30 protein-coding genes and 2 pseudogenes are annotated in these 26,618 nt (G+C 63.8%); 19 read left to right on the top strand and 13 right to left on the bottom strand.

Translation table 11 applies throughout. The features are described from left to right. Positions 1–411: 411 nt before the first annotated feature. From H8F24_RS07170 to H8F24_RS07180, 3 genes are read left to right on the top strand one after another with little or no spacing between them, the layout of a single operon-like run. Positions 412–750: a type II toxin-antitoxin system VapC family toxin gene (locus H8F24_RS07170; protein WP_197157447.1), complete on the top strand. Its 339-nt coding sequence runs from the start codon at positions 412–414 to the stop codon at positions 748–750. Further along, positions 747–1,043: an AbrB/MazE/SpoVT family DNA-binding domain-containing protein gene (locus H8F24_RS07175; protein WP_197157448.1), complete on the top strand. Its 297-nt coding sequence runs from the start codon at positions 747–749 to the stop codon at positions 1,041–1,043. The genes H8F24_RS07170 and H8F24_RS07175 overlap by 4 nt, the downstream gene beginning before the upstream one ends. A 13-nt stretch (positions 1,044–1,056) precedes the next feature. Further along, the gene (locus tag H8F24_RS07180) at positions 1,057–1,479 is read left to right on the top strand and encodes a type II toxin-antitoxin system VapC family toxin (RefSeq protein WP_197157450.1); all 423 of its coding nucleotides are present in this window, start codon (positions 1,057–1,059) and stop codon (positions 1,477–1,479) included. A gap of 40 nt (positions 1,480–1,519) precedes the next feature. Here H8F24_RS07180 and H8F24_RS07185 read toward each other — a convergent pair whose 3' ends face one another. Continuing rightward, positions 1,520–1,663, bottom strand: a complete 144-nt coding sequence (locus H8F24_RS07185; protein WP_197171568.1) for a hypothetical protein — start codon at positions 1,661–1,663, stop codon at positions 1,520–1,522. A 100-nt stretch (positions 1,664–1,763) separates the two neighbouring features. Here H8F24_RS07185 and H8F24_RS07190 point away from each other — a divergent pair, with 100 nt between their 5' ends. Beyond that, a complete protein-coding gene (locus H8F24_RS07190; RefSeq protein WP_197155761.1) occupies positions 1,764–3,314 on the top strand; it encodes an IS5 family transposase in 1,551 nt (516 codons plus the stop codon). Here H8F24_RS07190 and H8F24_RS07195 read toward each other — a convergent pair. The 4 genes from H8F24_RS07195 to H8F24_RS07210 all read right to left on the bottom strand — a co-directional run bounded on the left by H8F24_RS07195 (position 3,248) and on the right by H8F24_RS07210 (position 5,951). After that, positions 3,248–3,547 (bottom strand): hypothetical protein, encoded by a 300-nt coding sequence (locus H8F24_RS07195; RefSeq protein ID WP_197171570.1) that lies wholly within the window; start codon positions 3,545–3,547, stop codon positions 3,248–3,250. The genes H8F24_RS07190 and H8F24_RS07195 overlap by 67 nt on opposite strands. Before the next feature lie 116 nt (positions 3,548–3,663). After that, positions 3,664–3,954, bottom strand: coding sequence for a hypothetical protein (locus H8F24_RS07200; protein WP_197171571.1), 291 nt, complete (start codon positions 3,952–3,954; stop codon positions 3,664–3,666). A 58-nt stretch (positions 3,955–4,012) separates the two neighbouring features. Further along, positions 4,013–4,630: a hypothetical protein gene (locus H8F24_RS07205; RefSeq protein WP_197157455.1), complete on the bottom strand. Its 618-nt coding sequence runs from the start codon at positions 4,628–4,630 to the stop codon at positions 4,013–4,015. A 184-nt stretch (positions 4,631–4,814) separates the two neighbouring features. Beyond that, positions 4,815–5,951, bottom strand: a complete 1,137-nt coding sequence (locus tag H8F24_RS07210; protein ID WP_197171572.1) for an IS5 family transposase — start codon at positions 5,949–5,951, stop codon at positions 4,815–4,817. A 113-nt stretch (positions 5,952–6,064) separates the two neighbouring features. On the opposite strand from H8F24_RS07210, the gene H8F24_RS07215 reads away from it, so the two are divergent. Continuing rightward, entirely contained in the window at positions 6,065–7,156 is a 1,092-nt protein-coding gene (locus H8F24_RS07215; RefSeq protein ID WP_197169690.1) for an IS630 family transposase, read from the top strand. A gap of 600 nt (positions 7,157–7,756) precedes the next feature. Here H8F24_RS07215 and H8F24_RS20140 read toward each other — a convergent pair. Then, entirely contained in the window at positions 7,757–8,440 is a 684-nt protein-coding gene (locus H8F24_RS20140) for a hypothetical protein (protein ID WP_370594731.1), read from the bottom strand. Beyond that, positions 8,376–8,795 (bottom strand): annotated as a pseudogene (locus H8F24_RS20145) (galactokinase family protein); the annotation flags it as partial. The pseudogene H8F24_RS20145 and the gene H8F24_RS20140, both read right to left, overlap by 65 nt. A 38-nt stretch (positions 8,796–8,833) precedes the next feature. On the opposite strand from H8F24_RS20145, the gene H8F24_RS19370 reads away from it, so the two are divergent. The 6 genes from H8F24_RS19370 to H8F24_RS07245 all read left to right on the top strand — a co-directional run bounded on the left by H8F24_RS19370 (position 8,834) and on the right by H8F24_RS07245 (position 13,222). Then, positions 8,834–9,010, top strand: coding sequence for a hypothetical protein (locus H8F24_RS19370; protein WP_231598167.1), 177 nt, complete (start codon positions 8,834–8,836; stop codon positions 9,008–9,010). Beyond that, positions 8,988–9,356 (top strand): secondary thiamine-phosphate synthase enzyme YjbQ, encoded by a 369-nt coding sequence (locus tag H8F24_RS07225; RefSeq protein WP_231598168.1) that lies wholly within the window; start codon positions 8,988–8,990, stop codon positions 9,354–9,356. The genes H8F24_RS19370 and H8F24_RS07225 overlap by 23 nt, the downstream gene beginning before the upstream one ends. Before the next feature lie 349 nt (positions 9,357–9,705). Then, on the top strand, positions 9,706–11,211 hold the full coding sequence (locus tag H8F24_RS07230) for an NAD(P)/FAD-dependent oxidoreductase (RefSeq protein ID WP_197171576.1): 1,506 nt from the start codon (positions 9,706–9,708) through the stop codon (positions 11,209–11,211). 21 nt (positions 11,212–11,232) lie between these two features. Further along, on the top strand, positions 11,233–11,511 hold the full coding sequence (locus H8F24_RS07235; protein ID WP_197171578.1) for a hypothetical protein: 279 nt from the start codon (positions 11,233–11,235) through the stop codon (positions 11,509–11,511). 110 nt (positions 11,512–11,621) lie between these two features. Then, positions 11,622–12,101 (top strand): cupin domain-containing protein, encoded by a 480-nt coding sequence (locus H8F24_RS07240; RefSeq protein WP_197171580.1) that lies wholly within the window; start codon positions 11,622–11,624, stop codon positions 12,099–12,101. Between the two features lie 74 nt (positions 12,102–12,175). Further along, positions 12,176–13,222: a Gfo/Idh/MocA family protein gene (locus tag H8F24_RS07245; protein ID WP_231598169.1), complete on the top strand. Its 1,047-nt coding sequence runs from the start codon at positions 12,176–12,178 to the stop codon at positions 13,220–13,222. 20 nt (positions 13,223–13,242) lie between these two features. Here the strand turns inward: H8F24_RS07245 and H8F24_RS07250 are convergent, their stop codons facing one another. Next, the gene (locus H8F24_RS07250; RefSeq protein WP_197171584.1) at positions 13,243–14,550 is read right to left on the bottom strand and encodes a hypothetical protein; all 1,308 of its coding nucleotides are present in this window, start codon (positions 14,548–14,550) and stop codon (positions 13,243–13,245) included. A gap of 168 nt (positions 14,551–14,718) precedes the next feature. Between H8F24_RS07250 and H8F24_RS07255 the strand changes: the two genes are divergently transcribed. The 8 genes and pseudogenes from H8F24_RS07255 (at position 14,719) to H8F24_RS07285 (ending at position 20,151) form a co-directional block, all read left to right on the top strand. Beyond that, on the top strand, positions 14,719–15,150 hold the full coding sequence (locus H8F24_RS07255) for a cupin domain-containing protein (RefSeq protein ID WP_197157467.1): 432 nt from the start codon (positions 14,719–14,721) through the stop codon (positions 15,148–15,150). A gap of 30 nt (positions 15,151–15,180) precedes the next feature. Further along, positions 15,181–15,474 carry a hypothetical protein gene (locus H8F24_RS07260; protein WP_197157469.1) on the top strand — a complete coding sequence of 98 codons (294 nt, stop codon included), beginning with the start codon at positions 15,181–15,183 and terminating at the stop codon, positions 15,472–15,474. Between the two features lie 44 nt (positions 15,475–15,518). Continuing rightward, a complete protein-coding gene (locus H8F24_RS07265) occupies positions 15,519–15,779 on the top strand; it encodes a hypothetical protein (RefSeq protein ID WP_197157471.1) in 261 nt (86 codons plus the stop codon). 26 nt (positions 15,780–15,805) lie between these two features. Beyond that, positions 15,806–15,997, top strand: coding sequence for a hypothetical protein (locus H8F24_RS07270; protein WP_197171586.1), 192 nt, complete (start codon positions 15,806–15,808; stop codon positions 15,995–15,997). Positions 15,998–16,173: 176 nt separating this feature from the next. Then, positions 16,174–17,432: pseudogene (locus tag H8F24_RS07275) on the top strand (IS256 family transposase). 1,070 nt (positions 17,433–18,502) lie between these two features. Beyond that, positions 18,503–18,790: a transposase gene (locus H8F24_RS07280; RefSeq protein ID WP_231597691.1), complete on the top strand. Its 288-nt coding sequence runs from the start codon at positions 18,503–18,505 to the stop codon at positions 18,788–18,790. Positions 18,791–18,980: 190 nt separating this feature from the next. Beyond that, positions 18,981–19,268 (top strand): transposase, encoded by a 288-nt coding sequence (locus tag H8F24_RS19375; RefSeq protein ID WP_231597691.1) that lies wholly within the window; start codon positions 18,981–18,983, stop codon positions 19,266–19,268. Between the two features lie 49 nt (positions 19,269–19,317). Further along, entirely contained in the window at positions 19,318–20,151 is an 834-nt protein-coding gene (locus H8F24_RS07285) for an IS3 family transposase (RefSeq protein WP_231598221.1), read from the top strand. A 19-nt stretch (positions 20,152–20,170) separates the two neighbouring features. Here the strand turns inward: H8F24_RS07285 and H8F24_RS07290 are convergent, their stop codons facing one another. The 5 genes from H8F24_RS07290 to H8F24_RS07305 form a co-directional block, all read right to left on the bottom strand. Beyond that, positions 20,171–20,632 carry a hypothetical protein gene (locus H8F24_RS07290; protein ID WP_231598170.1) on the bottom strand — a complete coding sequence of 154 codons (462 nt, stop codon included), beginning with the start codon at positions 20,630–20,632 and terminating at the stop codon, positions 20,171–20,173. A 381-nt stretch (positions 20,633–21,013) separates the two neighbouring features. Beyond that, the gene (istB, locus tag H8F24_RS07295) at positions 21,014–21,781 is read right to left on the bottom strand and encodes an IS21-like element helper ATPase IstB (RefSeq protein WP_231598236.1); all 768 of its coding nucleotides are present in this window, start codon (positions 21,779–21,781) and stop codon (positions 21,014–21,016) included. Next, positions 21,696–23,291 carry an IS21 family transposase gene (istA, locus tag H8F24_RS19380; protein WP_231597800.1) on the bottom strand — a complete coding sequence of 532 codons (1,596 nt, stop codon included), beginning with the start codon at positions 23,289–23,291 and terminating at the stop codon, positions 21,696–21,698. Before istA ends, istB begins: the two co-directional genes overlap by 86 nt. Before the next feature lie 555 nt (positions 23,292–23,846). Then, the gene (locus tag H8F24_RS07300; RefSeq protein ID WP_197154297.1) at positions 23,847–25,340 is read right to left on the bottom strand and encodes an IS66 family transposase; all 1,494 of its coding nucleotides are present in this window, start codon (positions 25,338–25,340) and stop codon (positions 23,847–23,849) included. A 397-nt stretch (positions 25,341–25,737) separates the two neighbouring features. Beyond that, positions 25,738–26,610 carry an IS3 family transposase gene (locus H8F24_RS07305; protein WP_231598249.1) on the bottom strand — a complete coding sequence of 291 codons (873 nt, stop codon included), beginning with the start codon at positions 26,608–26,610 and terminating at the stop codon, positions 25,738–25,740. Positions 26,611–26,618: the final 8 nt, after the last annotated feature.

Consider the following 26,618-nt stretch of genomic DNA (forward strand, 5'->3'; position numbering starts at 1 on the left):
TGATAACACGCGGTACCCCGAGCATGGCGGATCTCGGCCAGTCATCCGCTGTGGCTGATTTGCATGCTGGCTGATCAAGCCCTTGATCGGCATATTTCCACCTTCTGCCAGTTGTATACCTACGAGGGATGGCCCTCGGAGACGCCGGAGCAGTTGCTGCTGGCCTTGGGCCTCTGGATCTGGCGGGTGCGTCCCCCGGGTTTGTCTGCCCAGATCTTCGCCAGTCCCTCGAGCACTTGCTGCCAGGGTCGCGGCCGGTGAGCGCATCGTTCTGGCCCGTCATGGCAAGCCCATCGCCCAGCTGGTGCCCCTCGATCCCAGCCCGCGCCGGCAACTCGGATTCCTGCAGGGAAGCGTGGATGAGGCGTTCTCGGGCCCCCTGCCCGACGACGAGCTGGAGCGCTGGGGCTCATGAAGCTGCTGCTCGACACCCATGTGCTGCTCTGGGCTCTGTTGGAGCCTCAGAAGCTCTCCTTGGAGTTGCGCAACTCCCTGGAGGACAGTGACAACACGCTCGTCGTCAGCACCGCCTTCGCCTGGGAGATCGCGACCAAGTGCAGGCTGGGAAAACTGCAACACGCCCGTTCCGTCGTTGAGAATTACGCCATGGCCCTCCATCGTCTGGCGGATGTCGATCTGCCGCTCAGCTGTGCCGTGGCTCGGCGGGCCGGCCTCTGCGATGAGCCACTGCATCAACGGAAGCACCCACCAGATGTAGAGCTGTGTATCTACAGCGAGGGGATTCTGTGACTTCTTCCGGGCCTCAGGGCTCTTCCCCGGATCCAGGTAGGCACTTCCAGCAGGCGATCCGCCGCTGGGGCAACAGCCTGGCCGTTCGGCTCCCCACGGATTGCCTGCGTCAGGCCGGCCTGCGGGAAGGCGATCAGATCGAGATCGTGGTTGGCCCTGATGGCCGACTGAGCCTGGAGCCTCTGCGCAAGCTGGATCGCTCTGTCCTGGCCGCTGATCTGCGCCAGCTTCAGGCCACCATGCCTCTCACCCCTTCGGTGATCGAGGAATGCCGCGGCGGTGAACGCTGGTGACGCTGAGCCCTCGATGATCTATCTCGACACCAGCGTGGTGGTGGCTCTGCTGACCCCGGAAGAACGCAGTGCCCAAGCGCTCGACTGGTTTGCGGAATCCCGCGACTTCCTGATCAGCAGCGACTGGCTGATCACCGAGACCCACAGCGCCCTGGGGATCAAGCAGCGCCATCACGGCCTCAGTTCTGAAGTACGCCAGGCCGCTGGGGAGCAGTTCGAGCGCCTGCTGCAGGGCGGTGTGGAACTTCGCTCCCTCGATCGCGACCGCTTTCGCCAGGCAGCGGATCTGCTCCAGGATCCGGGGCTCGGCCTGCGCCCGGGTGACGCCTTGCATCTGGCGGTGGCGCTGCACAGCCGTTGCACCCATCTGGCCAGCTTCGATAGTCGGATGCAGCAAGCCGCGACTGCCCTCGGGATGAGGCCGGCACTGGAGTAAGCCAACAATCCGAGGCAGGGCCTGCAGAGGAAAGCCGACGTCAGAGGGCATCAAGGCTGACCTGCACCGGCTCGTGCCCATCCGCCAGGCGAGCATCAGCGAGGCGATTCAGCTTCAGCTCTTCCACCAGGTCCATCAGTTCCTCGTAGGTCTTGGCCGGCACGCAGTAGGGACTCCTGAACAATCCAGATCCATTGCGCCGCAGCTGGTCTCAAGCATGAGAAACCGCTAAAGTGGCCGTGAATCAGGCAATCCGTGATTGCCTTTACTCCTGATCGTTCCATATGTACCGGAGGCACAATAACGGTCAGATCTCAATCAAGGAGTTCCACCTGCCATTTGGCGGCACACTTGATCCCGAGAATCGCTGGGTTCAACTGGAGGGGCTGATCCCATGGGATGAGCTGGAAGAAACCTATGCCCCTCAATTCAGCGCCACAATTGGCGCTCCAGCCAAATCAGTGAGAATGGCCTTTGGTGCTCTCTACATCAAACAGAAGTTAGGGCTCACCGACGAAGAGACAGTCCATCAGATCAGAGAGAACGCCTATATTCAGTTCTTTCTCGGCTTTGCGGGCTACACAGCTAAGGCACCGTTTGATGCCTCGATGATGGTGCACTTTCGCAAGCGTTTTTCTGACGAGGATCTGCGCCGTATCAACGAGCTGGTGGTGCAGCGCGGCAAAGAGATCCTTCTGGAAGCACTTGCTCAGGCAGCAGACGATGACGACCATGATGATCGTGATTCCAGTGGAGGAGGCGCTCAGCTAGAACTTGATGCGTTGATCAAGCCTGCTGACTGGCCAGAAGGAAAGAATTGGGGCACTCTCACGATTGATGCCAGTTGCACTCCAGCCGACATCACCTATCCCAGAGACCTCAAGCTCCTCAACGAGGCTCGCACAACGACCGAGCGAGTCATTGATGATCTGTGCAGTCAGTCATCGGGATTCAGGAGACATCGACCTCGCTACGACCGTGGCCTTGCTCGTGCTCATTTCCTGAGAGTGGCGAAGCAAAAACGACCACGTCGCCGCAAAGTGAAGGCTGCCATTAAACATCAGCTTGGCTATGTGCGGCAGAATCTCAAGGCCATTGATGCTCTGATCGGCTGCGGGGCAAGGCTTTCCGAGCTTAAGAGGCATTGGTGGCAGAAGTTGTTGGCCTGCAGCGAGTTGGAGCGGCAACAGGGCCTTCTGCTCGCCTCTCAGACCAACAGCATTCCAGACCGCCTGGTGAATCTTGTGCAGACCCATATCCGCCCAATGGTGCGAGGCAAAGCACGTGCTGCGGTGGAGTTTGGAGCCAAAATCAGTGTTTCGGTTCAAAACGGCTTTCCGTTCTTGCACCGCATAAGCTGGAACCCCTACAACGAAGGAGAAGACCTTATCGCTCAGGCGGAAAAATACAAGCTGGATACAGGATCTTACCCAGAGCGAATCTGCGCCGACCGGATTTATATCACGGCCAAGAATAGGCATTTCTGCACGAGGAACGGTATTCGCCTCTCCGGCAAGCGATTGGGTCGCCCGCCCAAGGATCCTGATGTCACCACTGCACACAAGCACCAGCTCCGATCTGATCAAGCTCGACGCAATGAAGTGGAAGGCGTCTTTGGCTCTGGAAAGCGCAAGTATTCCCTGGATCTGATCATGGCTCGTCTACCAGCTGGTGCCGAATCCTCCATCTCGATGGCCTTTGTCGTGATGTGCGCGGAAAAGGTCTTGAGGCTGCTGCGCCTCTTTTTTGTCCTTCTTTTTGGGTGGATCTACAGCTTTTTTATGGCCTGGTCAGCGATCAGAGCGCCTGAGGGCATCTGCAAGCCATGCTTTTGAGATCTGGCCGACTTGATGTCACCGCGCTTGCCAGCCTGATTAACGCGAAGCAAACGGACGAATCCGGCGCCGATGGGCCGAGAATCTTTTTCAGGAGTCCCGCAGTAGAACGCTGGTTCGTTGCGGTTGAGCACAGCCACGGCCATCCCATCTCCCGCTGCCACGGTGGCCATGGGGTTCTTCTTGTGCGCCGAGATGCTCACGGCGATCTCGGTCAACACGCGATGCGCCATGGACAACCCAGCTCAGCTCTTCGGTCCAGTCTGAATCGCGGTATGGGGCCCTGAGCAACCCTCAGGGGCTGGGCCGGACTGGGCCCAGGCGTTCGAGAAGGCGGAGGCAGTGATCCTCATGCCGCCAGAAAACGCTGCTCCGCCTTGGCGAAGGCGTCATCGACCACGTCATCTCCGCACCAGCGGCTGTAAGCCGCCAGGTGGGTCTGCACGCTGTGGCCCATCGCCGCGGCCACGACCTTGGGTGGCAGGTCGCAGATCACGTGCGCCCGGTGGGCGTAGCCGTGACGGCAGGAGTAAGGAAGGAGTTTCTCGCCCTTGGCCTCGTAGTCCTGACGGAGCTTGTTCCAGAGAGGGCGTCGGTGCAGATACTGCCTGATGTCGTTTCCTGCGAAGCCCACTCGCATGGGTGGAAGCCGGTCGGGGGCGTACTGCTCGGCGAGTTGCCACTGGGTAGCCCAGTCATCACAGGGCAGCAGCCTCAGGGCGCGGGGTGCGGGGCTTGGTCTTGCCGCGTGAGGCCACCTTTTCATAGGTGCACCAGAGGCGGCCATCACGGAGCTGAAGGTGGTGCAGTTCCTCAGGGCGCAATCCGTAGGCCGCCATCAACTGGAAGTCAAAACGCCAGCGAGGATCAGGGAGTGCATCCACCAGAGCCAGGATGTCCTCCACCTGCAGGGGTGTTGTGATGGCTTGTGGGGTCCTGGAGCGCCCCACATAGGTCGCAAGATTCTGCGGGGGATCCCATTCCTCGCCCAGCCGCTCCTCCTCACGGGCCCAGCGCAGCAGGGCAGTGGTGCATTGCATCTGGATCTGGCGGGTGCGGCCTCCCGGTTTGTCCGCCCAGATCTTTGCCAGCCCCTCAAGCAACTGCTTGGCGTTCTGCGGTGGAGCGGGCATCGCCATGGCTCCCAGCACGTGCTTCATGTGGTGGCGATAGACCCGTTCCCAGGTCGAGCCCTTGATCTCACCGCTGATCAGCTTGTAGTCGCGAAAGGCTTCGATCAGCTCGGACCAGTCCTCGATCGAGAGGGCTGCGGCAGGAGCGCTGAGCTTTGAGCCACCACCAGTGCTGGTGGACAAGCCTAGGAGTTTGCGGAAAAACCGCCTGAGAAGTCGCGTTTTTCCCTCCTGAGACCTGGGCCGGAGCTCCTATCGGGCTGGTTTTCAGGGTTTCAGCGGCTCAGAGCTCCCCTTTTGGTGTGTTTTGCCGCATTGGGGCTCTCTGAGCGCGGCCGCCTGACCACACCTCTGGGCAACCCGCTGGTCACGCCGCCGCCATCGCCGGTTTGAGCAGGTTGCCCAGGCGGATCAGGTTGTAGGCGATCACATTCAGGCCGAACACCGCACTCACCTTCTCGGTGCCGCGCAGCTTGAACTGGCGCAGACCTCCCCACTGTTTGATCCAGCCAAACACCTTCTCGATGCCGCGGCGGGCATGGATCGACTTGGCGTAGCCCACGTGGCGGGTGGTGCGCCCATCGATGGCGGAACCACCAGGGCGGCTGGTGTTCTGAGCGACATGCGGTGTCACGGCGATGCGGCGCATCTCGGCGACAAAGCCCTTGGTGTCGTAGTTCTTGTCGGCGCCGATGGTCTTCTGGTGGGCACCGGGGACGGCAGCCGCCATCGCTTTGGCGGCATCCCTCTCCCCGGTGCCCGTCGCTTGTGTGACGCGGCAGTCGACGATCAGGGCATGGCGGTTGTCCATGAGCACGTGCCCCCGGTAGCTGGGGAGTGCGGGGTGGGCCTTGGACTTCCGGCACAGCAGCGCGTCTGGATCGACGCTGGAGCGATGGGTCTTGTTGCTGAGCTTGATGCCGCGGAAATCCCCTTTCGCTCGCTTCTTGCCGGGCTTTGGAGCGCCAAAACCCTCGCCAGGGCCTGACGGCGGTGGCGGCGGATCGTCCTGCCCATCGATCCGCTCCAGTGAGGCATGGGAGGCCCAGGCCTGCAGCAAGGTGCCATCGACGGAGAAGTGCTCGTCACTGAGCAGCGGCTTGACCTCCGGAGCACCCATCAGCTTCTCCAGGAACTTCCCCATCACCTGCTCGTTCAGCAGCCGCTCCCGGTTTTTTGTGAATGTGGTGGGATGCCAGATCGGATCATCTGGGCTCAGCCCCACAAACCAGCGGAACAGCAGGTTGTAGTGGAGCTGCTCGAGCAGCAACCGCTCCGAGCGGATGCCGTAGAACGCCTGCAGCAACGAGGCCAGCAGCAGTTGCTCCGGCGGCACTGATGGCCGGCCTTCTGCGGCGTACAGATCACAGAAGGTGGGATTGAGGCGATCGAGGGCCTGATCGGCCAGCTTGCGGATCCGCCGCAGCGGATGGCCGGCCGGGATCCGATCCTCAATCGACACGTAGGAGAACAGGGAGCCGCTGCGCTCCCGTTGACCTCGCATCTGGGCTGGACAGCTGGCCCATTCTCGCAGAGGTGGCCGGGTTTTTCAGCGAACTCCTAGTATGCCGTCCCGGAAATAACAGCTAGAATCGAGAGTGTCACCCGAGGTGCCTTGTGGCGCTTGGTCGTCCGATGCCTCCGCTGGTCCTCAGCGAGGACGAGGTTCAGCAGTTGCGGGCCCTTGCAAATTCCCGGTCGTTGCCGCATTCGATCGTGCAGCGCGCTCAGATCGTGCTGGCCTGCGGTGCCGGCGAGACCAACACCGCCATCGCCAAACGGATGGGGCTGACGGGGATGACCGTTGGCAAGTGGCGCAAGCGGTACCGGGAGCTGGGCCTGGAGGGCCTGCATGACGAGCTGCGGCCGGGTAGGCCTCGCACCTACGAGGACGACACGGTGGCGGAGGTGATCAACCGGGCACTGCAGACCAAGCCCACCGATGGCAGCACCCAGTGGTCTGCGCGCTCCCTCGCGGCTGCCACCGGCATCTCCAAAACCACCGTTCACCGCTGGCTGCAGACTTTCTCGGTCCAGCCCCACCGGCAGAAGTCGTTCAAGCTCTCCACCGACCCGTTCTTTGTGGAGAAGGTCCGCGACATCGTCGGCCTGTACCTGAACCCTCCGGATAAGGCGATGGTGCTCTGCGTCGACGAGAAGACGCAGATCCAGGCACTGGACCGCACCCAGCCGCTGTTGCCCATGGGCCTGGGTTACGTGGAGGGCGTCACCCACGACTACATCCGCCACGGCACCACCACGCTGTTCGCTGCTCTGGATGTGGCAACAGGCGAGGTGATCACCCAATGCAAGCCCCGCCATAGGCATCAGGAGTTCCTGGGGTTCCTGCGCCAGATCGAGAAGTCGGTCCCCGAGGAGCTTGATGTCCACTTGATCGTCGACAACTACTGCACCCACAAGCACGCCAAGGTGAGGGCCTGGCTGGCGCAGCGGCCCCGCTTCCACGTGCACTACACACCGACCTACGCCTCCTGGATCAACCAGGTGGAGCGTTGGTTTGGGATCATCACCCAGCGGGCGATCCGACGCGGCAGCTTCTCCAGCGTCAAGGAGTTGATCTCCAAGATCGAGCAATTCGTGGCGGCCTACAACAAGACCAAGGCGCCGTTCAACTGGACGGCCACAGCGGATTCAATCCTGGAGAAGCTCCAGCGACTTTGCTCGCAGATCTCCGGGACGGCACACTAGAGCTTCTGCAGCTGATCTCGCACCGGTTCCAGCATGGTGCGGCCGGTGGATGCGAGTTACGCAGAGATCCGGATCAACGCCCTTCTGAAATTCATTAAACACATAGACAACTGCATCCCGAATTTCATCGACCTGATCGCATTGCCATGGAATGGGGAGCACGGTTCGGAACGTCCCCTCCCATTCACGGGTCGGCGCCATGTGAGACGTTTGGTGAGATGTTTGGGCCTACACCCTGGCACGGCCTGTCAGGCGCGGTCAGCCGCTGGAATTCCTAAAGCCAGTGCCTGACTGGCTTCTCGGGAGATTTTCAAGGCCTGGACTAGAAGCGGGTGACCGGATTCGAACCGGCGACGTTCAGCTTGGGAAGCTTCTCGATTGATGGGCTGAACTGACTGTGCCGCAGTCAGTCTCATGCTCCTTCATCCTTGGATGTGAGAAGGTCTGTGAGAAGGTTTCGACCAGGCTCTTGCCATCGATAGCTGATCTGCAAGCTGCGCATAGTCCATGGCCCGATGGCCCCGCAGCCGTCGCTCCCACATCCGTTGCGGCACGGGGTGGCTGAGATCGAGCCAGCCGATGATGCGCGCGCTGGTTTTGTCAGCCTGCTGCCGCTGCATGAGCCCCAGGCCGGCGTTGGATCCTGCAGATCCAGGCCTGCACGCCCTCCAGCCCACCCATCCACGCCTGCCCCTCTCGGGCTGCGTGGGGGTCCTGATAGAGGGCGATCACGCTGCCATCGCCGCCCGCTCCGCTGAACTTCGCCCCCAGCGCTCCGCCCGCCTTCAACCCTTGCACGGCCCGCGCCAGGGCCGGGGCGTGCAAGGGCTGGCAGCAGCGCAGCCATGTGGTCATAGGCCTGCTGACAGCGATCCATCGCCCGCCCGAGGCCCGTGGCCTCGCCGCCACGCAGGGCCACCGCTCCTTGTTCGGCTTCAGCGGCAAAGGTGGCCAAGGCTGCCCGCACGGCCGCAACCGCCTGGGGATCCAGGTCTGACGCTGCCTGGCCGCGTGCGTGGTCTTGCAACGCCTGCAGGATGGCGTCTGTGTTTCGCGGTGCTGCAAAAGAGGCCACAACCAGATGCAGGGTCTGCGCCGGCTGGATCGTTGTGATCGACACGGCTCCGTCGTTCCCCCAGCGCAGCAGGATCGGTTCGCGCGACACGCAGGCGATCGGATCGAGGGGGCCACAGGCCACGCCGAGCAGATCCCGTTCCACATGGGTGGCCAGCGCCGCCAGCTCCCGACCCTCCAGGCGGCAGCCGGCGTGCCGGACCAGGGCATCCAGCACGGCCACACAGAACGCCGCCGATGACGACAACCCCCTCCCGGCGGGGAGATCGGCTTCCACCGTGAGCTGCACGGCAGGGATGGCAATCTGCCTTGCTCGCAGCGCTGCGGCGGCTGCCGGTACGAACCGCAGGGCACCTCCTGCGGGATCGACGCCGCCATCGATGGGCCAGTGCCCCTCCAGTGTCTGGCCCTCAAGCGTTGTCTTCAGGTGCAGGCCGCGTTCGGCGGGATTGGCGTTCACCCGGATGCCCTGCTCCAGGGGCACCGTCAGGCTGGCTCCTCCCCACCAGTCGCAGTGTTCACCCAGCAGGCAGGCACGACCAGGAACGCGAACGGTCTGCGACATCGTGCGGTTCTCCGGTTTCTCTGTGATAACCCTGGTCCATGCTCGTCGTGCCGGCGATGCCGCGGCCTTCCCCCGGTGAGGATGCCGCCTACCAGCGACATCCCATGGCCACCCTGCTCACCCACCGGCTGCAGCTGGTCACCGCCGGCCCGTTCCGCTGCCACGACATCACCGCCGCGCTTCAGGCCCTTGGTGGAGCGCGCCGATTTGGGTGACGGCCTGCTGGTGGCGGCCGGGCAGCACACCACCACCCGTCGGGTTTCGGCGGCACTGGTGGTGAACGAGAACGAGGAGCGGCTGCTGGCCGATATCGAACGCTTCTTCCTGGAGCTGGTTCCGGCCGATCGGCCCTGGCTGCACAACGATCTGCACCTGCGGCCCGACATCGCCCCGGATGAGCCGCGCAACGCCCACAGCCACCTGATCGCCCTGCTGTTGGGCAACCACCTCAGCCTGCCGGTGGTGGCGGGTCGGCTGGGGCTGGGGGGTTACCAGGCGGTGCTGTTGGTGGGGCTTGATGGCCCGCGCCAGCGGGAGGTACTGGTGCAGCTGTGGGGCTGAGCGCCAGGTTGTCCGGGCGGTGGCGTTTCGCCATGCTCGTCTCCGCTGCCAAGGGTTTCTCTCGGGCGAAGAGCGCCTCGATCCGTCGGGTTTCGGCCACCAGCTGCTCCTCCGGCCCCGGCGGCGGCGTGGCCACCGTGCGGGGAGTGGGCTCAGGGCCAATGCCGAAGCCTGCGATGCTCGATCGGGCGCGGCTGGCGATGGTGCCCAGATCCCCGGCCTCAGGCCTGCCAGGGTATCCGCGGCATGGAGCCGGTATCCGTCGCCTTCCCCACTGTGTGGAACGGTTGCATCGGGCGATCTCACCAGCGGGGCGGTTCAGGCTTGGTCCATCCCGCTTCCGTTCTCAATGGCGCCGATCCCGTCTCCCACGACCACTGCCGAAGCGTGGCTGAGTTCGTTCGCGGCTGCTTTGGCGGGTGGCGACCCCCAGGCCGTGGTGGCGCTGTTTGGCCCGGAATGCTTCTGGCGCGATCTGGTGGCGTTCACCTGGAACCTCCGCACCGAGGAGGGGCCCGAGGCCATCGCGGCCATGCTGGCGGCCCGCCTGGCGGATGTGGCGCCCCATGGCTTCCAGCTCAGGGGCGAGGCCAGCGAGGCCGGCGGCCGGGTGGAGGCCTGGTTCGGTTTCGAAACGCGGGTGGGGCGCTGCAGCGGCCACTTGCGCCTGCGCGATGGCCGCGCCTGGACCCTGTTCACCGCCCTCGATGAACTGAAGGGCCACGAGGAGCGGGTGCGCGAGCGGCGGCCGGCCGGCGCCCAGCACGGCGTCCATCCCGGGCGGCAGTCGTGGGCTGAGCGCCGCGAGGGGGAGCGGCAGGCCCTGGGAGTGACGGAGCAACCGGATGTGGTGATCGTGGGCGGCGGCCAGGCCGGCCTGAGCCTCGCCGCCCGTCTCCGTCACCTGGAGGTGTCGGCCCTGGTGCTGGAGAAGCAGCCCCGCCCGGGTGACCACTGGCGACGCCGTTACAAGAGCCTCTGTCTGCACGATCCCGTTCACTACTGCCATTTCCCCTATCTCCCTTTCCCCGAGGGCTGGCCCCTCTACACCCCCAAGGATCAGCTGGCCGACTGGATGGAGGCTTACGTGAGCGTGATGGGGCTGAACGTCTGGGGTGGTTCGCCGGTCCGCAGTGCCCGCTTCGATCCGGCTGAAGGTCGCTGGCAGGTGAGCACCGAGCGCGATGGCCAGCCGGTGGTGCTTCGCCCCCGCCACTTGGTGTTCGCTATGGGTGTGTCGGGCTATCCGCTGATGCCGTCGCTGCCGGGGGCGGAGAGCTTCGCCGGTGATCAGCACCACTCCAATGCCCATCCCGGCCCCGATGCCTACCGCGGTAAGCGCTGCGTGGTGGTGGGCTCCAACAACTCCGCCCACGACATCGCCGCCGCCCTCTGGGAAGCCGGAGCCGCCCAGGTGACGATGCTGCAGCGCAGCTCGACGCTGATCGCGCCGGTGCCTGCGCTGGAGAAGTACGGCTTCGCCGATGTCTATTCGGAGCGCACCGTGGCCCAGGGCATCACCGCCGAGCAATCGGACATGACGATCGCGTCCATTCCCTACAAGCTGCTGCCCCAGTGGCAGAAGCCGATCTACGACGCGATGCGCGTCGAGTACGCCGATCTCTATGCGCGCCTGGAGAAGGCCGGGTTCCTGCTCGATTTCGGTGCCGACGACTCCGGTGTGTTCATGAAGTTCCTGCGGCGGGGTTCGGGTTACTACCTCGATGTGGGCGCCTCGGAGCTGGTGGCCGATGGTCGCATCCAGCTGCGCAGTGGCGTGCAGATCGAACGGCTCACGCCCCAGACGGTGGTGCTCAATGACGGCAGTGAGCTGGAGGCCGATCTGGTGGTGTAGTATGCCACCGGCTATGGCTCGATGAACCGCTACCTGGCGGAGCTGATCTCACCGGAGGTCGCCGACAAGGTGGGCAAGGTGTGGGGGCTGGGCTCTGAGACGCCCAAGGATCCGGGCCCCTGGGAGGGGGAACTGCGCAACATGTGGAAGCCCACCCAGGTGGAGAACCTCTGGATCCACGGCGGCAACCTGCACCAATGCCGTCACTACTCCCTCTATCTGGCCCTGCAGCTCAAGGCGCGGCTGGCTGGGATCGATACGCCGGTGTACGGCCTGGCCCCCAGCTTCCATACGGCCTGACGAGAGCATCCCGGAGTCATGGCACTCGCAGCGGCGGCGCAGCCTGCGTCCCGAGGCTGCCGGGTCCCGGCACAGTGGGCATTGCGGCCCTTTGCCTGGAAGCAGGTTCGATGATCCAACCAGCATGCCCGCTCGGCTTCTACGCCGCGCTTCTGCCCGTTGCAGCCCTGGTCGTCAGCGGCGCTCCGGCCCTCAGCCAGCAGGTTCCCGTTGTGGCTCCAGGTCACGAACAGCTGGCACCGGCGCCGGGAGCTCCGACTGCCCAGGTGGGGGTGGCGGTCAGGCGCCTCGGCGGCCAGCCGCTCGATCACGACTTCCGCGCCCTGCTGGGGCGGGAGCTGCGCCTGCGGGAACTGACCATTGCCCCAGGAGGCAGCATCACCCTGCACCGCCATGACCAGCGCCCCGGGGTGGCCTACATCCTCGCGGGCCAGATGACGGAATGGCGTGGCCCCGGGTTCACCCCCAGGGTGATCGGCCCTGGAGAGGCGGTCTTCGAAGCCACCGGTGTCAGCCATTGGTGGCGCAATCAGGGCACCACCCCAGCCCGGGCTCTGGTGGTCGACATCGTTCCGGTCTCCGCACCCTGAGGCGGCAGGGGCACCAACCGGCGAATGCCAGGAGCATGGCGCTGATGGATGGTGCCGGATCTCCGCGGCTCTCTGTGATCGACGCTTCTGCGCCCTTGCGGGTCGGACTGCTCGGTGTCGGCCGCTTCGGCCAGCTCCACGCGGCGGTGTTGGCTGCTCTCCCAGAGGTGCAACTGGCGGCCATCGCCGATACCAACGTCGAACGGCGGTGCGAAGTGGCCGATCGGCATCGGGTGCCCAGGCGCTACAGCGCAGCCGAAGAGCTCCTCGCTGATCCGGATCTGGATGCCTTCGTGATCGTCACCCCCGATGAACAGCACAGCAGCCAGGGCCTTCAGGCCGTGGCCACTGGCCGGCCGGTGTTCATCGAAAAACCCCTGGCGGCCTCCTGGCAGGAGGCCGAGCAGCTGCGGCAGGCAGCGACTGCTTCCGGCAGCCTGCTGCAGACCGGCCTGATCCTGCGCTACGAGCTGCAGCATGCCCTGCTGCAGGAGCAGCTGGCGACGGGGGGCTTCGGTGAGCTGGTGTCGCTGCGGGCGAAGCGCAACTGCAGCGCCGCCTGGTTTGAGGGTGTGGCCGATCGGGCCCACACCGTGTTTGAAACCTTGATCCACGACATCGACCTGCTGCTCTGGTTCAGCGGCAGCCAGGCCAGCCGCGTGATGGCGATGGAGCGGCGCTTCGGGAGCCACCTTTCCCCTGAGGGCTGCTTCGCGCTGATCCAGTTCGCCAGCGGCTGCGTGGGGATTGTGGAAACCAGCTGGTTCGTGCCTGCCCAGGCCCCGGCCAACGTGATCACGGAGACGTGGCAGGGCACGATCGATGCCGAGCTGGCCGTGGTGGGAACGCGCCGCACCGCTCAGCTGCGCCTGCTGGATGGTCCCCTGCAGATCTGGGGCGAGCAGCGGCAGCACTGCCCCGACGGGCTGCTCTGGCCCCAGCGGCAGGGCCGGGTGCTGGGCGCCCTGCGGGAGGAACTGCGCGATTTCGTGACCGCAGCCCGCTCGGGCATCCCCTCGGCCACCGCTTCCCTGAGCCAGGCAATCGAGGGTCTGCGCATCGCCGAGGCGATCGTGGAGTCGGTACGCACCGGCCAGACGGTCACCCTGATGCCGCGCTGAGCGTCCGGAAGCCGGGGGCCTCAGCCAAGGGCCAGCACGGCTTGATGGGCGCGCTCCAGGTCGGCCGCGGCCTGAGGGTCAAGGACCTGCAGCAGCTCAAGCCCGTCTTGCCGATCCGTCCGGGGGCGGATGCCCGTGGCGCAGAGAGTGTCCTTGAACCACACGTTGCGCTCGATCTCACTGCCCGGCAGCACGAAGGCTTCAGGGATGTTCACGACGTTCCTCAGGCATTCGGGATCCCAGTCGCGGCTGCGAAAAGCCTGAATCCAGGGGATCGTCCGCGCCAGCGCGCTGAGCGTGGCATCCGGCTGCTCCAGCAGCGCGTCGAAATCCACCAGATTGGTGGAAGCGGGCAGCCGTTCGCGGGCAAGCCGCAGGTAGCGCTCCGTGTTGGCGTAGCTGATCTGGATGATGTCCAGGCCGTGCGCCCAGATCCGCTGGCCCGCCTGCTGGAGATCGTCCGCAGCGATGCTGTCGCCGGGCGCCTTGCCCACAAAGGCGAGCAGGCGCTGCCGATCGATCCGGTCGCCGCTGCTGCTGAAGCCGGCGGTTGCCCAGCGCTCCAGATCCTCCAGCGCGGGCCCCGGATCAGCGGCCTCGGGCCCTGCGGGCAGCAGCCTCCTCACCACCGCGGCGATCTCCCGGTTGGTGATGGTGCCGGCCGCGCTCAGAAAGTGAACGGTGCGGCGCAGCAGAAACGAGTGGAAACAGTCGCTGGGCCGCCTTGTGGTGAACAGCAGGCTGCCGCCGCTCTCCTGCACCAGCGTCAGCAGACGCAGAAACTCAGCTTCGTTGCGGTTGTAGGTGTGCTCCTTGACCGTGAGGATCAGGGGCGGTTGCTCGGTGGCTGGGATCCGGTGGCCGCCATCCCCTCCATCCAGGCTCTGCAGCAGAGCTTCCACATCGGCCAGCAGCCTCGTATCGAAGCCGGGGTCGTAGCGGCCCTCGGCGTCATGGATCCTGGGCTGGCACAGGCGCTGGGCCAGTTCGCGCTGCCGTTCGATCCAGCCGACCTCACAGCCGCCGGTGCGCATCTGCTGCCGCAGGCGCCACTGCAGCCAGGCCAGCTGGGCTGTGATCAGCAACAGCCGCTCCATATCCACGTCGCGGCGCGGATTATCCGCCTGGTCGTGACGACAGCCGGGCAGCACCCCGAGATTGCCGGGCTCATTCACCAGGCCGATCGCCTGGTGTCCTTCGGCCAAGTGGGCGCAGCCCAGGGCGATCAGCAGCATCGTGCCCCCCTGGCGGGGGTTGGAGGCCACCACGTTCAGCTGAATCCGCCGGTGGCGCAGGAAGGCCCTGAGCCGGGCGTGCAGTTCGGTCATTGACCCAGGCTCCAGGCTCGTCGCCGGGAACCCTAGAAATCAGCGAGTGCCTTCGGACCGCCGTCACGGCCAGGCCGTCACGCTGATGCCGCCCTGAGTCGTTCTGCCGATCCGCTTGACGGCAGCTGCCGGCTGCACCAGGTTCAACGGACCAGAGGGCTGATCACCATGACCTGTGCGCGCATCGTTACGCCCTCGCAACGGCCAGCGCCCAACCGGGTTGCAGGATTTGACATCCAGGCCCTGATTTCGGGAGACGAGGCCCAGGCGTTCGAGGCCTTTTACACCAGCGGCAACAATGGCACCGGACCGGCACCCCATTGCCATCCCTGGGATGAAACGTTCTTCGTCATCAGGGGGCCGGTGGTGTTCGGCCTGGGGCATCAGGAGCAGCCGATCGAAGCAGGCACGCTTCTGCATGTGCCGGGGGGTGAGCGGCACTGGTGGCGCTTCGAGGTGGAAGGAGAATTCCTTTCGTTCACCTCTGGCAGGCAGGCTGCGGCCATGTACCGGGACCTGGCGACCTTGCGAGCCGATGCCCCCAAGTCGGAGTATCGGGCCGTGGCCATTCGCCACGGCCAGCAGGCACGGCCTACCTGAGCATTCGTGAACGCCAAACCGCCCCCCTAGGTGCAGCGGCTGGGCAGCCACCACGAGGAGCTGCTTCTCGCCTGGCACCGGGAGCTGGTGCAGCGTGGCGTGCGCGACTATCCGCTCAGCGAGGCACGCCATGACCTGCAGCTGGCGGCGCTGCACAGCATCACCGCCGGCCTGGCGATGCATGGCTTCTCCTTGAACCCGGAGATGCTGATCCGGGCGGCGCTGCTCATGGACGATGCGATCCAGCGTCATGCCGCCTACGCCCTGGAGATCGAGGCCTGGCAAGCCCTGCCGGATCCCGCCGGTTTCCGCCTCGAGGGTTGAGGCGCAGACTTTTCCCGAACCACTGCCTATCCCCGGGAGTGTCCATGGCTTTTGATGCCGATCCGAGTCCTGCTGGCGTGCTCCGGATTCCGGTGTGCACCGCCCCCGGCACCTTTGAGGTGTGGATGCGGCGCAGCGGCACCAGTCCCACCATCAAGCTGTTGCTGCTCGATGGCGGACCGGGCTGCACCTGTGAGACTTTCGAGGTGTTCGACAGTGTTCTGCCTCAGGCGGGCATTGAGCTCCATTGCTACGACCAGCTGGGTTCGCATCACAGCACCCACCTCAACCATCCCGATCTCTGAAAGAGCGAGCGCTTCGTTGATGAGGTGTGGAGCAGGTGCGCCAGGCCCTTGCCCTCGATGCAAGCAACTTCCTCCTGCTCAGCCACTCCTGGGTCGGCATCCTGGCCATCGAACATAAGCAGCAGCACCAGCAGCCGCTCGAGGGGTTAATCATCTCCGACATGGTCTGGGGCATGCCGGGGGCCAACCGCTACGCGGAGAGCGTTACCTCAACTTAGGTCGCTTACCAGACCTCGGGTTCGGTAGCAGCGTCCCGTGGAGTGGTGTAACTCAGGAGGAGCAGCCCCTGCGTAGCCGGGGCTGACGGCTCGCCTCCCTCAGTTCTCTGTTATGGCAATGGGTGGGCCGGTCTGTGACCCTGTTCGGAGCACTACCACCAAACCGAACACAGACCATGACCCTTTCCCATAGTGGCGCCTCCGAGCTGAGACAGCTCATGGAGGGCACCACCGCTGGCGCGTTGATCCCGGAGATCGTGCGTCGGGGCTTTCAGGACCTGCTGGAGGCCGAGGTTTCCGCGCTCACCGGAGCCCAACTCCACGAGCGTTGCCCCGATCAGCGCTCTACGCACCGCAACGGCTACCGCAGGCGACTGCTCACCACCCAGGTGGGCGACCTGACCCTGGCCATCCCAAAGCTGAGGCAGGGCAGCTTCTTGCCCGACTGGCTGGCGCCCCGACGGCGGATCGACAAGGCCCTCTACGCCGTGGTGATGGAGGCCTACACCGGCGGAATCTCCACCCGCAAAGTCGACGCCCTGGTGGAGGCTCTGGGCGGCGACTTTGCGGCATCTCCAAATCGGAAGTGAGTCGCATCTGCCAGGGCCTTGATGAGCAGGTCAAAGCCTTTCTGGGCCGGCCACTGGAGCATGCCAGCTTCCCCTACGTCTACCTCGACGCGACCTACCTTCACGGCCGTCTGGGCCGCAACCTGCAGGTGGTCTCCCGGGCGGTGGTGGTGGCGATCGGGATCAATGCCCTCGGCTACCGCGAGGTACTGGGAATCGCCGTGGGCGACAGCGAAGCCGAGGGCTTCTGGCGCCAGTTCCTGGGCTCACTCAAAGAGCGTGGCCTGACTGGCACGCGGCTGGTGATTTCGGATGCCCACCTGGGGCTGACAGCCGCGATCAAGCGCATGTTCCAGGGCAGCAGCTGGCAGCGGTGCCGAGTGCACTTCCTGCGCAACCTCCTGAGTCATGTCCCAAAGGTTGGCCAGGACATGGTGGCGGCGGCGATGAAAGCGGTGTTCGTGATCCAGAAGCCTGAGCAGGTCAGAGCCCACTGGCAGCAGGTCACCGAGATGCTGCGCAAGCAGTTCCCCGGCGCCGTGCCCGTGATGGAAGCCGCCCGGGACGACGTGCTGGCCTTCCTGCACTTCCCCCAGGAGCACTGGCGCAAGATCTGGAGTACCAACCCGCTCGAGCGCCTCAACAAGGAGATCAAACGCCGCACCAACGTGGTCGGCATCTTCCCCAATGACGCCGCGATCGTGCGGTTGGTGGGCAGTCAGCTGCTGGAGCAGCAGGAGGAATGGCAGCTGGAGCGCCGCCGCTTCTTCTCCGAGGCCACCATGGCCAAAATCCCCGAGCTCGAGGAAATGTTGAAGCCCACCGATGGTGATCCGGCCAAGCGGGCGGCAGTAGCCATGAGCTGAAACGCACCAACTCCTTCCTCGATCTACACGAATCCCCTCGATCGCTGAGTTGCACATTCAGCGATCAGGGTTCATAGTGGAACGATGGAGCTGCGCAATCAGCTCCCAAGCAGTCATCCCCTGACTGCTCCTGATCACCCTCCTGAAAGGGTCACAGGACCTCCTGAGTTACACCACTCGCAGGGGCGCTACCGGTTCGGTCGACCCACTGCTGCGATTCTGACCGATCAAGGACGGTCGATCAGGCCATGAAATGACCCAGCGGTGAGAAACCCTGTGAGAAGGTTTCGCCAATGGCGGGCATCCCATGTCATCCGCAGTCAAGATCTGGCATGCTGCCAGCCAATACCAAGCAAGATGATCGTCGGCGGGTCAGCAAATCTCAGGCCTGGACCAGAAGCGGGTGACCGGACTCGAACCGGCGACGTTCAGCTTGGGAAGCTTCTCGATTGATGTGTCAAACTGCCTGCACTGCAGTGAGTCTCATGTGCCCTCAGGCTTGGATGTGAGAAGGTCTGTGAGAAGGTTTGGTCCTTCTCCCTTGTTGTGAGAAGGCGCAGGTTGGAGCCGGCGGAAGTAGGGCTGAGAGGCGTGGGCGGGTCTGTGAATGGCATTCTCTTTGCGCATGGCCAGCAATCCTTCGTCTAGGGCATTCCTTTGCAAAGGCCGGGAGGTAGAAGCAAGGTCTGAAAGTTGAATCCAGAGGGCTCGAGAGATTGGGCCGGCTGAGATAACCATCGTCGAATCCCCTGCGGTTTCAGCAGTGCGTCCGGTCGTCAGCTGAGGTCTGTCGCTCCCGCCCGAGTGCCGATCGTCCCGGTCCATCAAAGACAGGGCTGCCTCACGACGAACACGTAGCCGGACTGGACGACGACCGCGTCGGTAGTGACGATGGTGGGCGAGGTAGGGCGCCTCTTCCGCCAGCCAGCGGTAGCGCCCTTTGGGTCGGTACTCAGCAAGGTGGGATTCCACGCGGAAGGCCCTGATGGCTGAGGTGGTCTGGCTTTTCTGGACAGGCCCCATCGTTAACCTCTGAGGCGGGGTACCGCCCCTGAAAGGGGCTCCCACCGATGAGCAAGCGCCGCACCCACAGCCCCGAGTTCAAGGCCAGGGTCGCCATGGAGGCGATCAGTGGCCGCAAGACGATCCAGGAGATCGCCGCCGACCACGCCATCCACCCGATCCAGGTGAGCCAGTGGAAGCGGCAGCTCCTGGACGGTGCCAGCGAGCTCTTCACCCGAGGCAAGAAGACCAAGGACAAGGAGGAGGGGCAGGCCAAGGAGGCGGAGCTGTTCCAGCAGATCGGACGGCTGCAGATGGAGCTGGAGTGGCTCAAAAAAAAGTCTCAACTGCTCTGATGCCCGTGAACTGCGCAAGCTGGTCGATCACGACCACCCCGAGCTCAGCATCAGCAGGCAGTGTGCGCTGCTGGGGCTGCCTCGATCCACGCTGTACTACCGGCCGACACTGAGGTGGTCTGGCTTTTCTGGACAGGCCCCATCGTTAACCTCTGAGGCGGGGTACCGCCCCTGAAAGGGGCTCCCACCGATGAGCAAGCGCCGCACCCACAGCCCCGAGTTCAAGGCCAGGGTCGCCATGGAGGCGATCAGTGGCCGCAAGACGATCCAGGAGATCGCCGCCGACCACGCCATCCACCCGATCCAGGTGAGCCAGTGGAAGCGGCAGCTCCTGGACGGTGCCAGCGAGCTCTTCACCCGAGGCAAGAAGACCAAGGACAAGGAGGAGGGGCAGGCCAAGGAGGCGGAGCTGTTCCAGCAGATCGGACGGCTGCAGATGGAGCTGGAGTGGCTCAAAAAAAAGTCTCAACTGCTCTGATGCCCGTGAACTGCGCAAGCTGGTCGATCACGACCACCCCGAGCTCAGCATCAGCAGGCAGTGTGCGCTGCTGGGGCTGCCTCGATCCACGCTGTACTACCGGCCGACACCGGTCCGTGTATCGACGCTGCGGATCATGGCCAGGATCGATGCTCTCTACCTGGAGGATCCCTGCAGCGGCAGCCGCCGGATGGTGGACTATCTGGCCCAAGATGGTATCCCGATCAGCCGAGATCGAGTGCGAAACCTCATGCGGCGCATGGGATTACGGGCGATCTACCAGAAGCCCCGGACGACGGTTCCAGGTGATCCGTCCGTGCGGTTCCCCTGCCTGGTGGACCTCACGCAGGTCACGTCGGTGGATCAGGTCTGGGCGACCGACATCACCTACATCCCTCTGCAGAAAGGGTTCCTCTATCTGGTGGCGATCATGGATCTCCATTCCAGGCATGTGCTCAGCTGGAGGCTCTCCAACAGCCTTGACACGAAGTTCTGTCTGGAGGCCCTGGAGATGGCCTTGGGAGGCGGCCGTAGGCCAGAGATCTTCCACTCCGATCAAGGCTGTCAGTTCACGTCCGCTGACTTTGTGGCCAGACTCAAAGGGGAGCGGATCCAGATCAGCTGGTCCGGCAGAAAGCGGTGCTACGACAACATCCTTGTTGAACGGCTGTGGAGGACTGTCAAGTACGAGGAGGTCTACCTACGGGCATACAGCGATGGCTGGGACGCTGAAATCAGCCTGGCCCGCTTCCTGTGGCGGTATTGCCATGTAAGACCTCACAGTTCCCTTGGAGGCAAAACTCCCCACGCGGTCTACACTGAGGCCGAACCATGTTCCACCCGTCCTGGGTTAACGATGTCAGGGGCCGGAACTGTCCAATAAAAGGCACCCACCTCACTGGTCAGCCTTCCGCGTCCTCCGAACAGAAGGCTTCCCACTTTTTTCGCAGCACCAGCAAGGCCGCCATCTCCGCCATGGCCTTCTCCTTGCGCTGGAGCTCTTTCTTGAGGGCTTTGATCTCCCGTTGATCCTGGGCTCGGAGCTTTTCCAGCTCCTTCTGCTCTTTCAAGGTGAGCACTGGCTTGTCATTGGCATCCTGGGCGGCCTGCCGCCAACGCTCCACCTGCTCAGGAAACAGTCCTCGCTCTCGGCAGTAAGCGCTGAGTTTTGTGGCGTTCAAGCCAGCCGTCTCCATCACCACCGTGAACTTGTCGGCAGCGCTCCAGCCCTCTGGTTCCTTCTCGGATGCCGGCACCACCTCTCCCTGCAACCGCCAGGCCTTCCTCCAGTTGTAGAGGGTGACGACATGGATGCCCAGCGCCACTGAGATCTGAGCCACGCTCTGCCTGTGAGGCGGACTCATCCGCCTCCTCACATCAGCTTTAACGGCCTCGCTGTAACGACGCATTGGTCATGTCCTCAAGCCCCCGGGTGTACTGATCACAAGGGTGACAACTTCCTGGCAGAGGCGGGGGGGGAGGGGGGGGGGGGTGTCCCGTGTCAATCAGGTTGATGGCTTGTGCCAATCAGGTTGACCGGTGAGCCGGTTGAATTTTGCTGCGGCACCAGGCCTGAAATCCTGATGGGGCCTCGATCGTGCCCATGGCTGTCGTGGCGCGTCAATCAAGTTGTGGTTCTGGCCTCAATCTCATGGCGAGAGGGCCAGTTTTCGTGTCGCCGCCTTGGTTTTGCCGGGCTGGGCCGGTGTTGCCGTTGATCGTGGCGGCCATGACGTCCGCGTCAATTACGTTGGCGGGTTGCTGGAATCCTTGGAAACCCTTGCGGCAGCTGCCTTCTGCCGGTAGCTCTCGCCCTTGATCCCGATGATGTGGCAGTGGTGCACCAACCGGTCCACCGCGGCCACGGTCATCGATCCGCTCGGGAAGATGTCGTCCCACTCCCGGAACGGCTGGTTGCTGGTCACCAGCAGGGATTTCCGCTCGTAGCGGTGGCAGATCAGCTCAAACAGCACCGAGGTCTCCAGTTCGCTGCGGCGCACGTAGGAGATGTCGTCGATCACCAGCAGGGCATAGCGATCGAGCTTCTGGAGCATCGCCGGCAGGTCGTAGGCCGCCTTGGCCTTCTGCAGCAGCTGCACCAGCGTGGTGGCCGGGAAGAAGCGGCAGGCCTGGTCCTGCGCCGCCATTGCCATCGTGATGGCAATGGCCAGGTGGGTCTTGCCCACACCGCTGGGACCAAACAGCAGCAGGTTCTCCGCCTGCAGGAGCCAGGTGGTCTGCCGCGTCAGGCCTTGGAGCTCCTGCCAGTGGTGGGGCTCGAGGTGCTGGTGGTCAAAGCCATCGAGACCTTTCTGCCACGGGAGATGGGCACCGCGCAGCAGGCGTTGCTGGCGGGCAATCTGCCGTTGTTCCAGTTCCTGCTCACAGAGGGCGTAGAGGAACTGGCCCGGGCTCCAGCCCTGGGCATCAGCCTGATCGGCCAGCGGCTGCCAGTGACTGCGGAAGCGCGCCAGTTTCAGCTGTTTGAGCAGGAGCGGCAGCGCCGCTTCCACCGCCGCAGAGCGCGGGCATGGGGACGAGGTGGTCATAGGTAGCCAGCAGGTGTTGGGGGATGGCGGGATCGGGGAGGCTCTGGCAACGGGGAGGAACGCGGAATCGCTGCTGCAGAGCCGACAGCGAAAGGGTCTGGCGGCGTTGGGCCTGCTCCAGGAAGGCGAGCACCAGCGCATAGGAGGCCACCCGCACCGCCACATACAGGGCCTCGACCATCAGCCGGGCAGCGGCGTCACGGTCACCGCCGACCAGGAGTTGCTGCCAGAAGTCCCACCAGCGGGAATCAGGAAAGAGGTAGCGCTGGTAGCGGCAATGGAGCAGGGCCCGGGGCTTGGCCCGCAGGGCGTCGATCAGGTGCTCCAGATCGATGCACCAGGCCCGCTTGCCACCAGAGGCGCCATAGAGGCGGGGGAGCTGGCAGACCCAGTCGCTGTCCAGGAACACCACCAGCCGGTCGTGGTGCAGCCGCACCATGACCTGGCGGCCGATCAGGGTGGGCGGCACGGAGTAGATCACCTGCCGCACCTCGATCGTGCTGGTGCTGCGCACCCGCACTGTGAGCAGCTCGTAGTCGGCAAAGCGGAAGGCCGGCAGGGGCCCCAGGTGCTCCAGCTCCTGCTCGTAACGCCACTGGCGGGGGGCGTTGAGGGCACGGAACACCTCAGCGAGCAGCTGGGCGTATTCGGCGGGCTCCTCGAAATCGGAGCTGCCGCGCAGGATCAGCTTCTGCTCCAGCCGACGTTTCACATGGCCGTGGGGCGCCTCGACGATGCCGTTCTCGTGAGCCACGCCGCGGTTATTGCGGCTGGCACTGAGGCCGTAGTGGGCGCAGAGCGCCTGGTGGCGGGGGGTGATGTCGAGGGCGTAGCTGCCATCCCGATTGCGGCTGGCGGCCGACAGTCGATCGGTGCGCAGCTCCTTGGGCACCCCACCGCAGGCGGCCAGGGCGTTCTGCAGCCCTTCTGAAAGGGCGACAAAGCTCTCGCCACCATGGATGAGTTGCCCATAAGCCCAGCCGCTCCAGGCCAGGCGGTAGTGGAACAGCAGGTGGGGAAATGGTTCGCCGCGCAGGGTGATCGCCACCCGTTTCAGCCGGGTGAAATCGCAGAAGCCGATCTCTCCAGGCTGGTAGGCCAGCGGGAACATCACCTCCGGCGCTGGACCGTGCAAGGCCTTCCACTGCTGCACCCGCCGCTGCAGGGTGCGTTTGAGCGAACTCCAGTCTTGATCTGGCTTCTGCTCCTGCAGGTGCTCCAGCAGGGTGGTGGGCGTCAGGGCTGGATGGCGCTCCAGAAGCGGCAGCAACAGGGGCTCCCAGACCTCAGCCAATGGATCGGGCCGCCGCCGGCCACGGGGCTTGGCGGCTTTGGGTTGGAGGCGGCCAGCATCAATGCGGTGGGCACTGCTCACCGAAATGCCCGCCGCTGCGGCAGCCACCTCCTGGCGGCTGCCGGCTCGTCGTTTGGACATGTACAGCGCAATCTGTTGAGCGGTGAGGGGAGCAGGCATGAGCCGGTGCCCTGCGCATGGCAACCGGATTCAGCAGAGCCCCTCAGGAGCGGTCAACCTGTTTGGCGCGCCCCTCAACCAGATTGTCGCCGGATAGGGGGGCGTCAGTACAGCAACAAACCCGTTGATATCATGCTGGCGACTGATGTGCACTCAACAGATCTTTGACACCCCGAGACAGACAATCACCTGCTCAACAAGTAGAGACTTAGGATTGCACCAAATCAACAACGTGCACTGATCCCATTCCAAGTCTCAAGAACCAGTCTATCAACTTAAGCCCCCCCATGAGCTTAAATCAAGATACTGTGTATTCATCATACTCAAATGCCAGTCTCGGTGACACCCTATAGTTGTCAAAGCTTCGTTCCAAGGGGAACACCAATTACTGGGTCAAAATGAAGATCTTTCTTGCACCCCAATTGAGGCACAAGCTCTGACCACAGTTAACTCACGAGTATCCGTTCAGGGGCCGTGACGCAGCCGCGCAGCATTCACCGCCCTTGATCGCTGATCACCAAGCGACCACAGACACCACGATCGATGACGGCCGGCTCAGGGATTCGGCAACAGCGATGGCATCTCACCGCCACGATGATGGGCGATCAAGGCCTGCTCCAGGAACTGCCAGATATCACGGCCCTGTTGCCGCAGGCTGGTGGTGACCGTGAGCAACCTGCTGCGGCAGATTGCACCCTGGCGGGATTGGACGCCATGGCTGATCTTGCGCTGAATCACCGAATGGCGCAGGGCACGCTCGGCTGCGTTGTTGGTGGGCTCGATCCCTTCAATCTCCAGGAAGGTCCAGAGGCCATCGCTCACTTGCAGCAACTGATGGCAGGTACGCACCGTCTTGGCCCACGGCGTTCGCTCGCCGCGCTGGCAGCCCAGCTCCACAACCCGCTGCAGCGTGCCCACAAACGCCTGGCGGATCGGCCGACAGCCCTGCTGCAACGTGGACCAGTCGATCGTTCCGTCTTTGTAGCGGTGCCACTGGGCAAACAGCTGCTGCTGCAGGCCCAGCAGCTCCGCTCCAATCTCACCGCTGGCGCCCTGACGGTCAGCGATGGCGGTGAGATCGCGGATCACGTGCGCCCAGCACAGCTGGCGCTGCTCCAGCGGGAGATGGTTGTAGGCGGAGAAGCGATCGCTCACCACAATTCCGCCAAAGGCATTCCCGAGCAGGTCGATCGCGGCGGCAGCCGAGCGGCTCAGGCTCTGCAAGAACACTGTCACCCCCATGGCGGTCACCATGACCCACTCCCAGCCGCGCCGGCCATCGGGGTTGCCCCCATCGGCATTACCGGTGGGGGCACCGGTTTCATCGACATAGACCACCGACTGCTGACGGGCAAACGCAAGGGCCTCCTGCATGGGCTGCTCCAGTGCTGCACTCAAGCGCTGGCGGATAGTGGCCATCGCTCCCCGGCTGATCTGTACCCCCAGCAGCTGATCCAGCAGCGCCTGGGTCTTGCTGAAACTCAACGGGAAGGCACTACCCAGCAGACCCACCAGAGCACTGAGCCGGGGACCGTAATGGCTTACTTCCACCTCCGCCGGTAACGAGGCACAGGTGCTGGTGGAACAGCAGGGGCAGACCAGGCGGTGCAGCCGGTGCTCGATCACCAGAGGCGTGATCGGTGGAATCTCGATCACCTGGTGCCTCAAGGGCTCGGGATCCTGACCCTGTAGCAACGTGCCGCAGCGGCGGCAGGCCTGGGGGTGGTGCTCGACCACCTCATCCACCCGCTCGATCGGCAGCAGCTCCGGCCCAGATCCGGGATGGCCCGGCTGGCCGCCGCGCTTGCGGCCACTGCCCTTGCGTCGTTCGGGCGGCCTAAACCCCTGGCCATCACTGGAGGGAGGCTTGGAAGAATTGCGGGAGCTGCGGCCGATCCGCTCGCGCAGATGGGCCAGTTCGGTCGCCAGGGCGGTGAGCTGGACGCGGAGCTGCACCATCTCCTCCTGTTGAGCCAGAATGAACTCCCTGGCACCAGCTGGCCACGACAACCAGTCCACCTCGGAAATGCCAGCAGGAGGGGCGCCCATCTCAAGCAGTCTCTGCCTGAGATGCAAACGGGAATCAGGACGCCGTCAAGGGTTCAGCAGAGACGATGTTCGCCGCGTGCTGTCCCGACCCCTGAATGCTTACACTCACGATTCCCAGATCAGACCACGGCAAAATCGAATCCTGGCCGAACAATCCAACGGAAGACCACCGGTGAGATGTGCAGACCTTACGGTCTGTTCTAATCGAGGATTACCGCCACGAATAGCAAGGAGTGGCTATACGTAGACGCATCAGAATAACTTTGAGTATGTCAGCAAAGACAAGTGCTAACGTCCCATTACTAACACTTGTCTAGGACTAGCTGTTGTCATGCGAGTATTGAGTCTGGACACCTATGGTGAGCAGTCGTGTGGTGTGGATTGAGGTGGGTGCCTTTTATTGGACAGTTCCGGCCCCTGACATCGTTAACCCAGGACGGGTGGAACATGGTTCGGCCTCAGTGTAGACCGCGTGGGGAGTTTTGCCTCCAAGGGAACTGTGAGGTCTTACATGGCAATACCGCCACAGGAAGCGGGCCAGGCTGATTTCAGCGTCCCAGCCATCGCTGTATGCCCGTAGGTAGACCTCCTCGTACTTGACAGTCCTCCACAGCCGTTCAACAAGGATGTTGTCGTAGCACCGCTTTCTGCCGGACCAGCTGATCTGGATCCGCTCCCCTTTGAGTCTGGCCACAAAGTCAGCGGACGTGAACTGACAGCCTTGATCGGAGTGGAAGATCTCTGGCCTACGGCCGCCTCCCAAGGCCATCTCCAGGGCCTCCAGACAGAACTTCGTGTCAAGGCTGTTGGAGAGCCTCCAGCTGAGCACATGCCTGGAATGGAGATCCATGATCGCCACCAGATAGAGGAACCCTTTCTGCAGAGGGATGTAGGTGATGTCGGTCGCCCAGACCTGATCCACCGACGTGACCTGCGTGAGGTCCACCAGGTAGGGGAACCGCACGGACGGATCACCTGGAACCGTCGTCCGGGGCTTCTGGTAGATCGCCCGTAATCCCATGCGCCGCATGAGGTTTCGCACTCGATCTCGGCTGATCGGGATACCATCTTGGGCCAGATAGTCCACCATCCGGCGGCTGCCGCTGCAGGGATCCTCCAGGTAGAGAGCATCGATCCTGGCCATGATCCGCAGCGTCGATACACGGACCGGTGTCGGCCGGTAGTACAGCGTGGATCGAGGCAGCCCCAGCAGCGCACACTGCCTGCTGATGCTGAGCTCGGGGTGGTCGTGATCGACCAGCTTGCGCAGTTCACGGG

Source organism: Synechococcus sp. CBW1002 (assembly GCF_015840915.1).
Classification (GTDB): Bacteria; Cyanobacteriota; Cyanobacteriia; order PCC-6307; family Cyanobiaceae; genus CBW1002.

Coding starts and splice junctions, on each gene's coding strand:
- H8F24_RS07170 (WP_197157447.1), top strand. CDS start 412: ATGAAGCTGCTGCTCGACACCCATGTGCTGCTCTGGGCTCTGTTGGAG.
- H8F24_RS07180 (WP_197157450.1), top strand. CDS start 1,057: ATGATCTATCTCGACACCAGCGTGGTGGTGGCTCTGCTGACCCCGGAA.
- H8F24_RS07190 (WP_197155761.1), top strand. CDS start 1,764: ATGTACCGGAGGCACAATAACGGTCAGATCTCAATCAAGGAGTTCCAC.
- H8F24_RS07195 (WP_197171570.1), bottom strand. CDS start 3,547: ATGGCGCATCGCGTGTTGACCGAGATCGCCGTGAGCATCTCGGCGCAC.
- H8F24_RS07200 (WP_197171571.1), bottom strand. CDS start 3,954: ATGCGAGTGGGCTTCGCAGGAAACGACATCAGGCAGTATCTGCACCGA.
- H8F24_RS07210 (WP_197171572.1), bottom strand. CDS start 5,951: ATGCGAGGTCAACGGGAGCGCAGCGGCTCCCTGTTCTCCTACGTGTCG.
- H8F24_RS20140 (WP_370594731.1), bottom strand. CDS start 8,440: ATGCCCTGGTCCGGCACGCCGGCTGCCGCCTGGAGGGTCGGGAGCTGG.
- H8F24_RS19370 (WP_231598167.1), top strand. CDS start 8,834: ATGCTCGTCGTGCCGGCGATGCCGCGGCCTTCCCCCGGTGAGGATGCC.
- H8F24_RS07230 (WP_197171576.1), top strand. CDS start 9,706: ATGGCGCCGATCCCGTCTCCCACGACCACTGCCGAAGCGTGGCTGAGT.
- H8F24_RS07235 (WP_197171578.1), top strand. CDS start 11,233: ATGAACCGCTACCTGGCGGAGCTGATCTCACCGGAGGTCGCCGACAAG.
- H8F24_RS07240 (WP_197171580.1), top strand. CDS start 11,622: ATGATCCAACCAGCATGCCCGCTCGGCTTCTACGCCGCGCTTCTGCCC.
- H8F24_RS07250 (WP_197171584.1), bottom strand. CDS start 14,550: ATGACCGAACTGCACGCCCGGCTCAGGGCCTTCCTGCGCCACCGGCGG.
- H8F24_RS07255 (WP_197157467.1), top strand. CDS start 14,719: ATGACCTGTGCGCGCATCGTTACGCCCTCGCAACGGCCAGCGCCCAAC.
- H8F24_RS07265 (WP_197157471.1), top strand. CDS start 15,519: ATGGCTTTTGATGCCGATCCGAGTCCTGCTGGCGTGCTCCGGATTCCG.
- H8F24_RS07280 (WP_231597691.1), top strand. CDS start 18,503: ATGAGCAAGCGCCGCACCCACAGCCCCGAGTTCAAGGCCAGGGTCGCC.
- H8F24_RS19375 (WP_231597691.1), top strand. CDS start 18,981: ATGAGCAAGCGCCGCACCCACAGCCCCGAGTTCAAGGCCAGGGTCGCC.
- H8F24_RS07290 (WP_231598170.1), bottom strand. CDS start 20,632: ATGAGTCCGCCTCACAGGCAGAGCGTGGCTCAGATCTCAGTGGCGCTG.
- istA (WP_231597800.1), bottom strand. CDS start 23,291: ATGCCTGCTCCCCTCACCGCTCAACAGATTGCGCTGTACATGTCCAAA.
- H8F24_RS07300 (WP_197154297.1), bottom strand. CDS start 25,340: ATGGGCGCCCCTCCTGCTGGCATTTCCGAGGTGGACTGGTTGTCGTGG.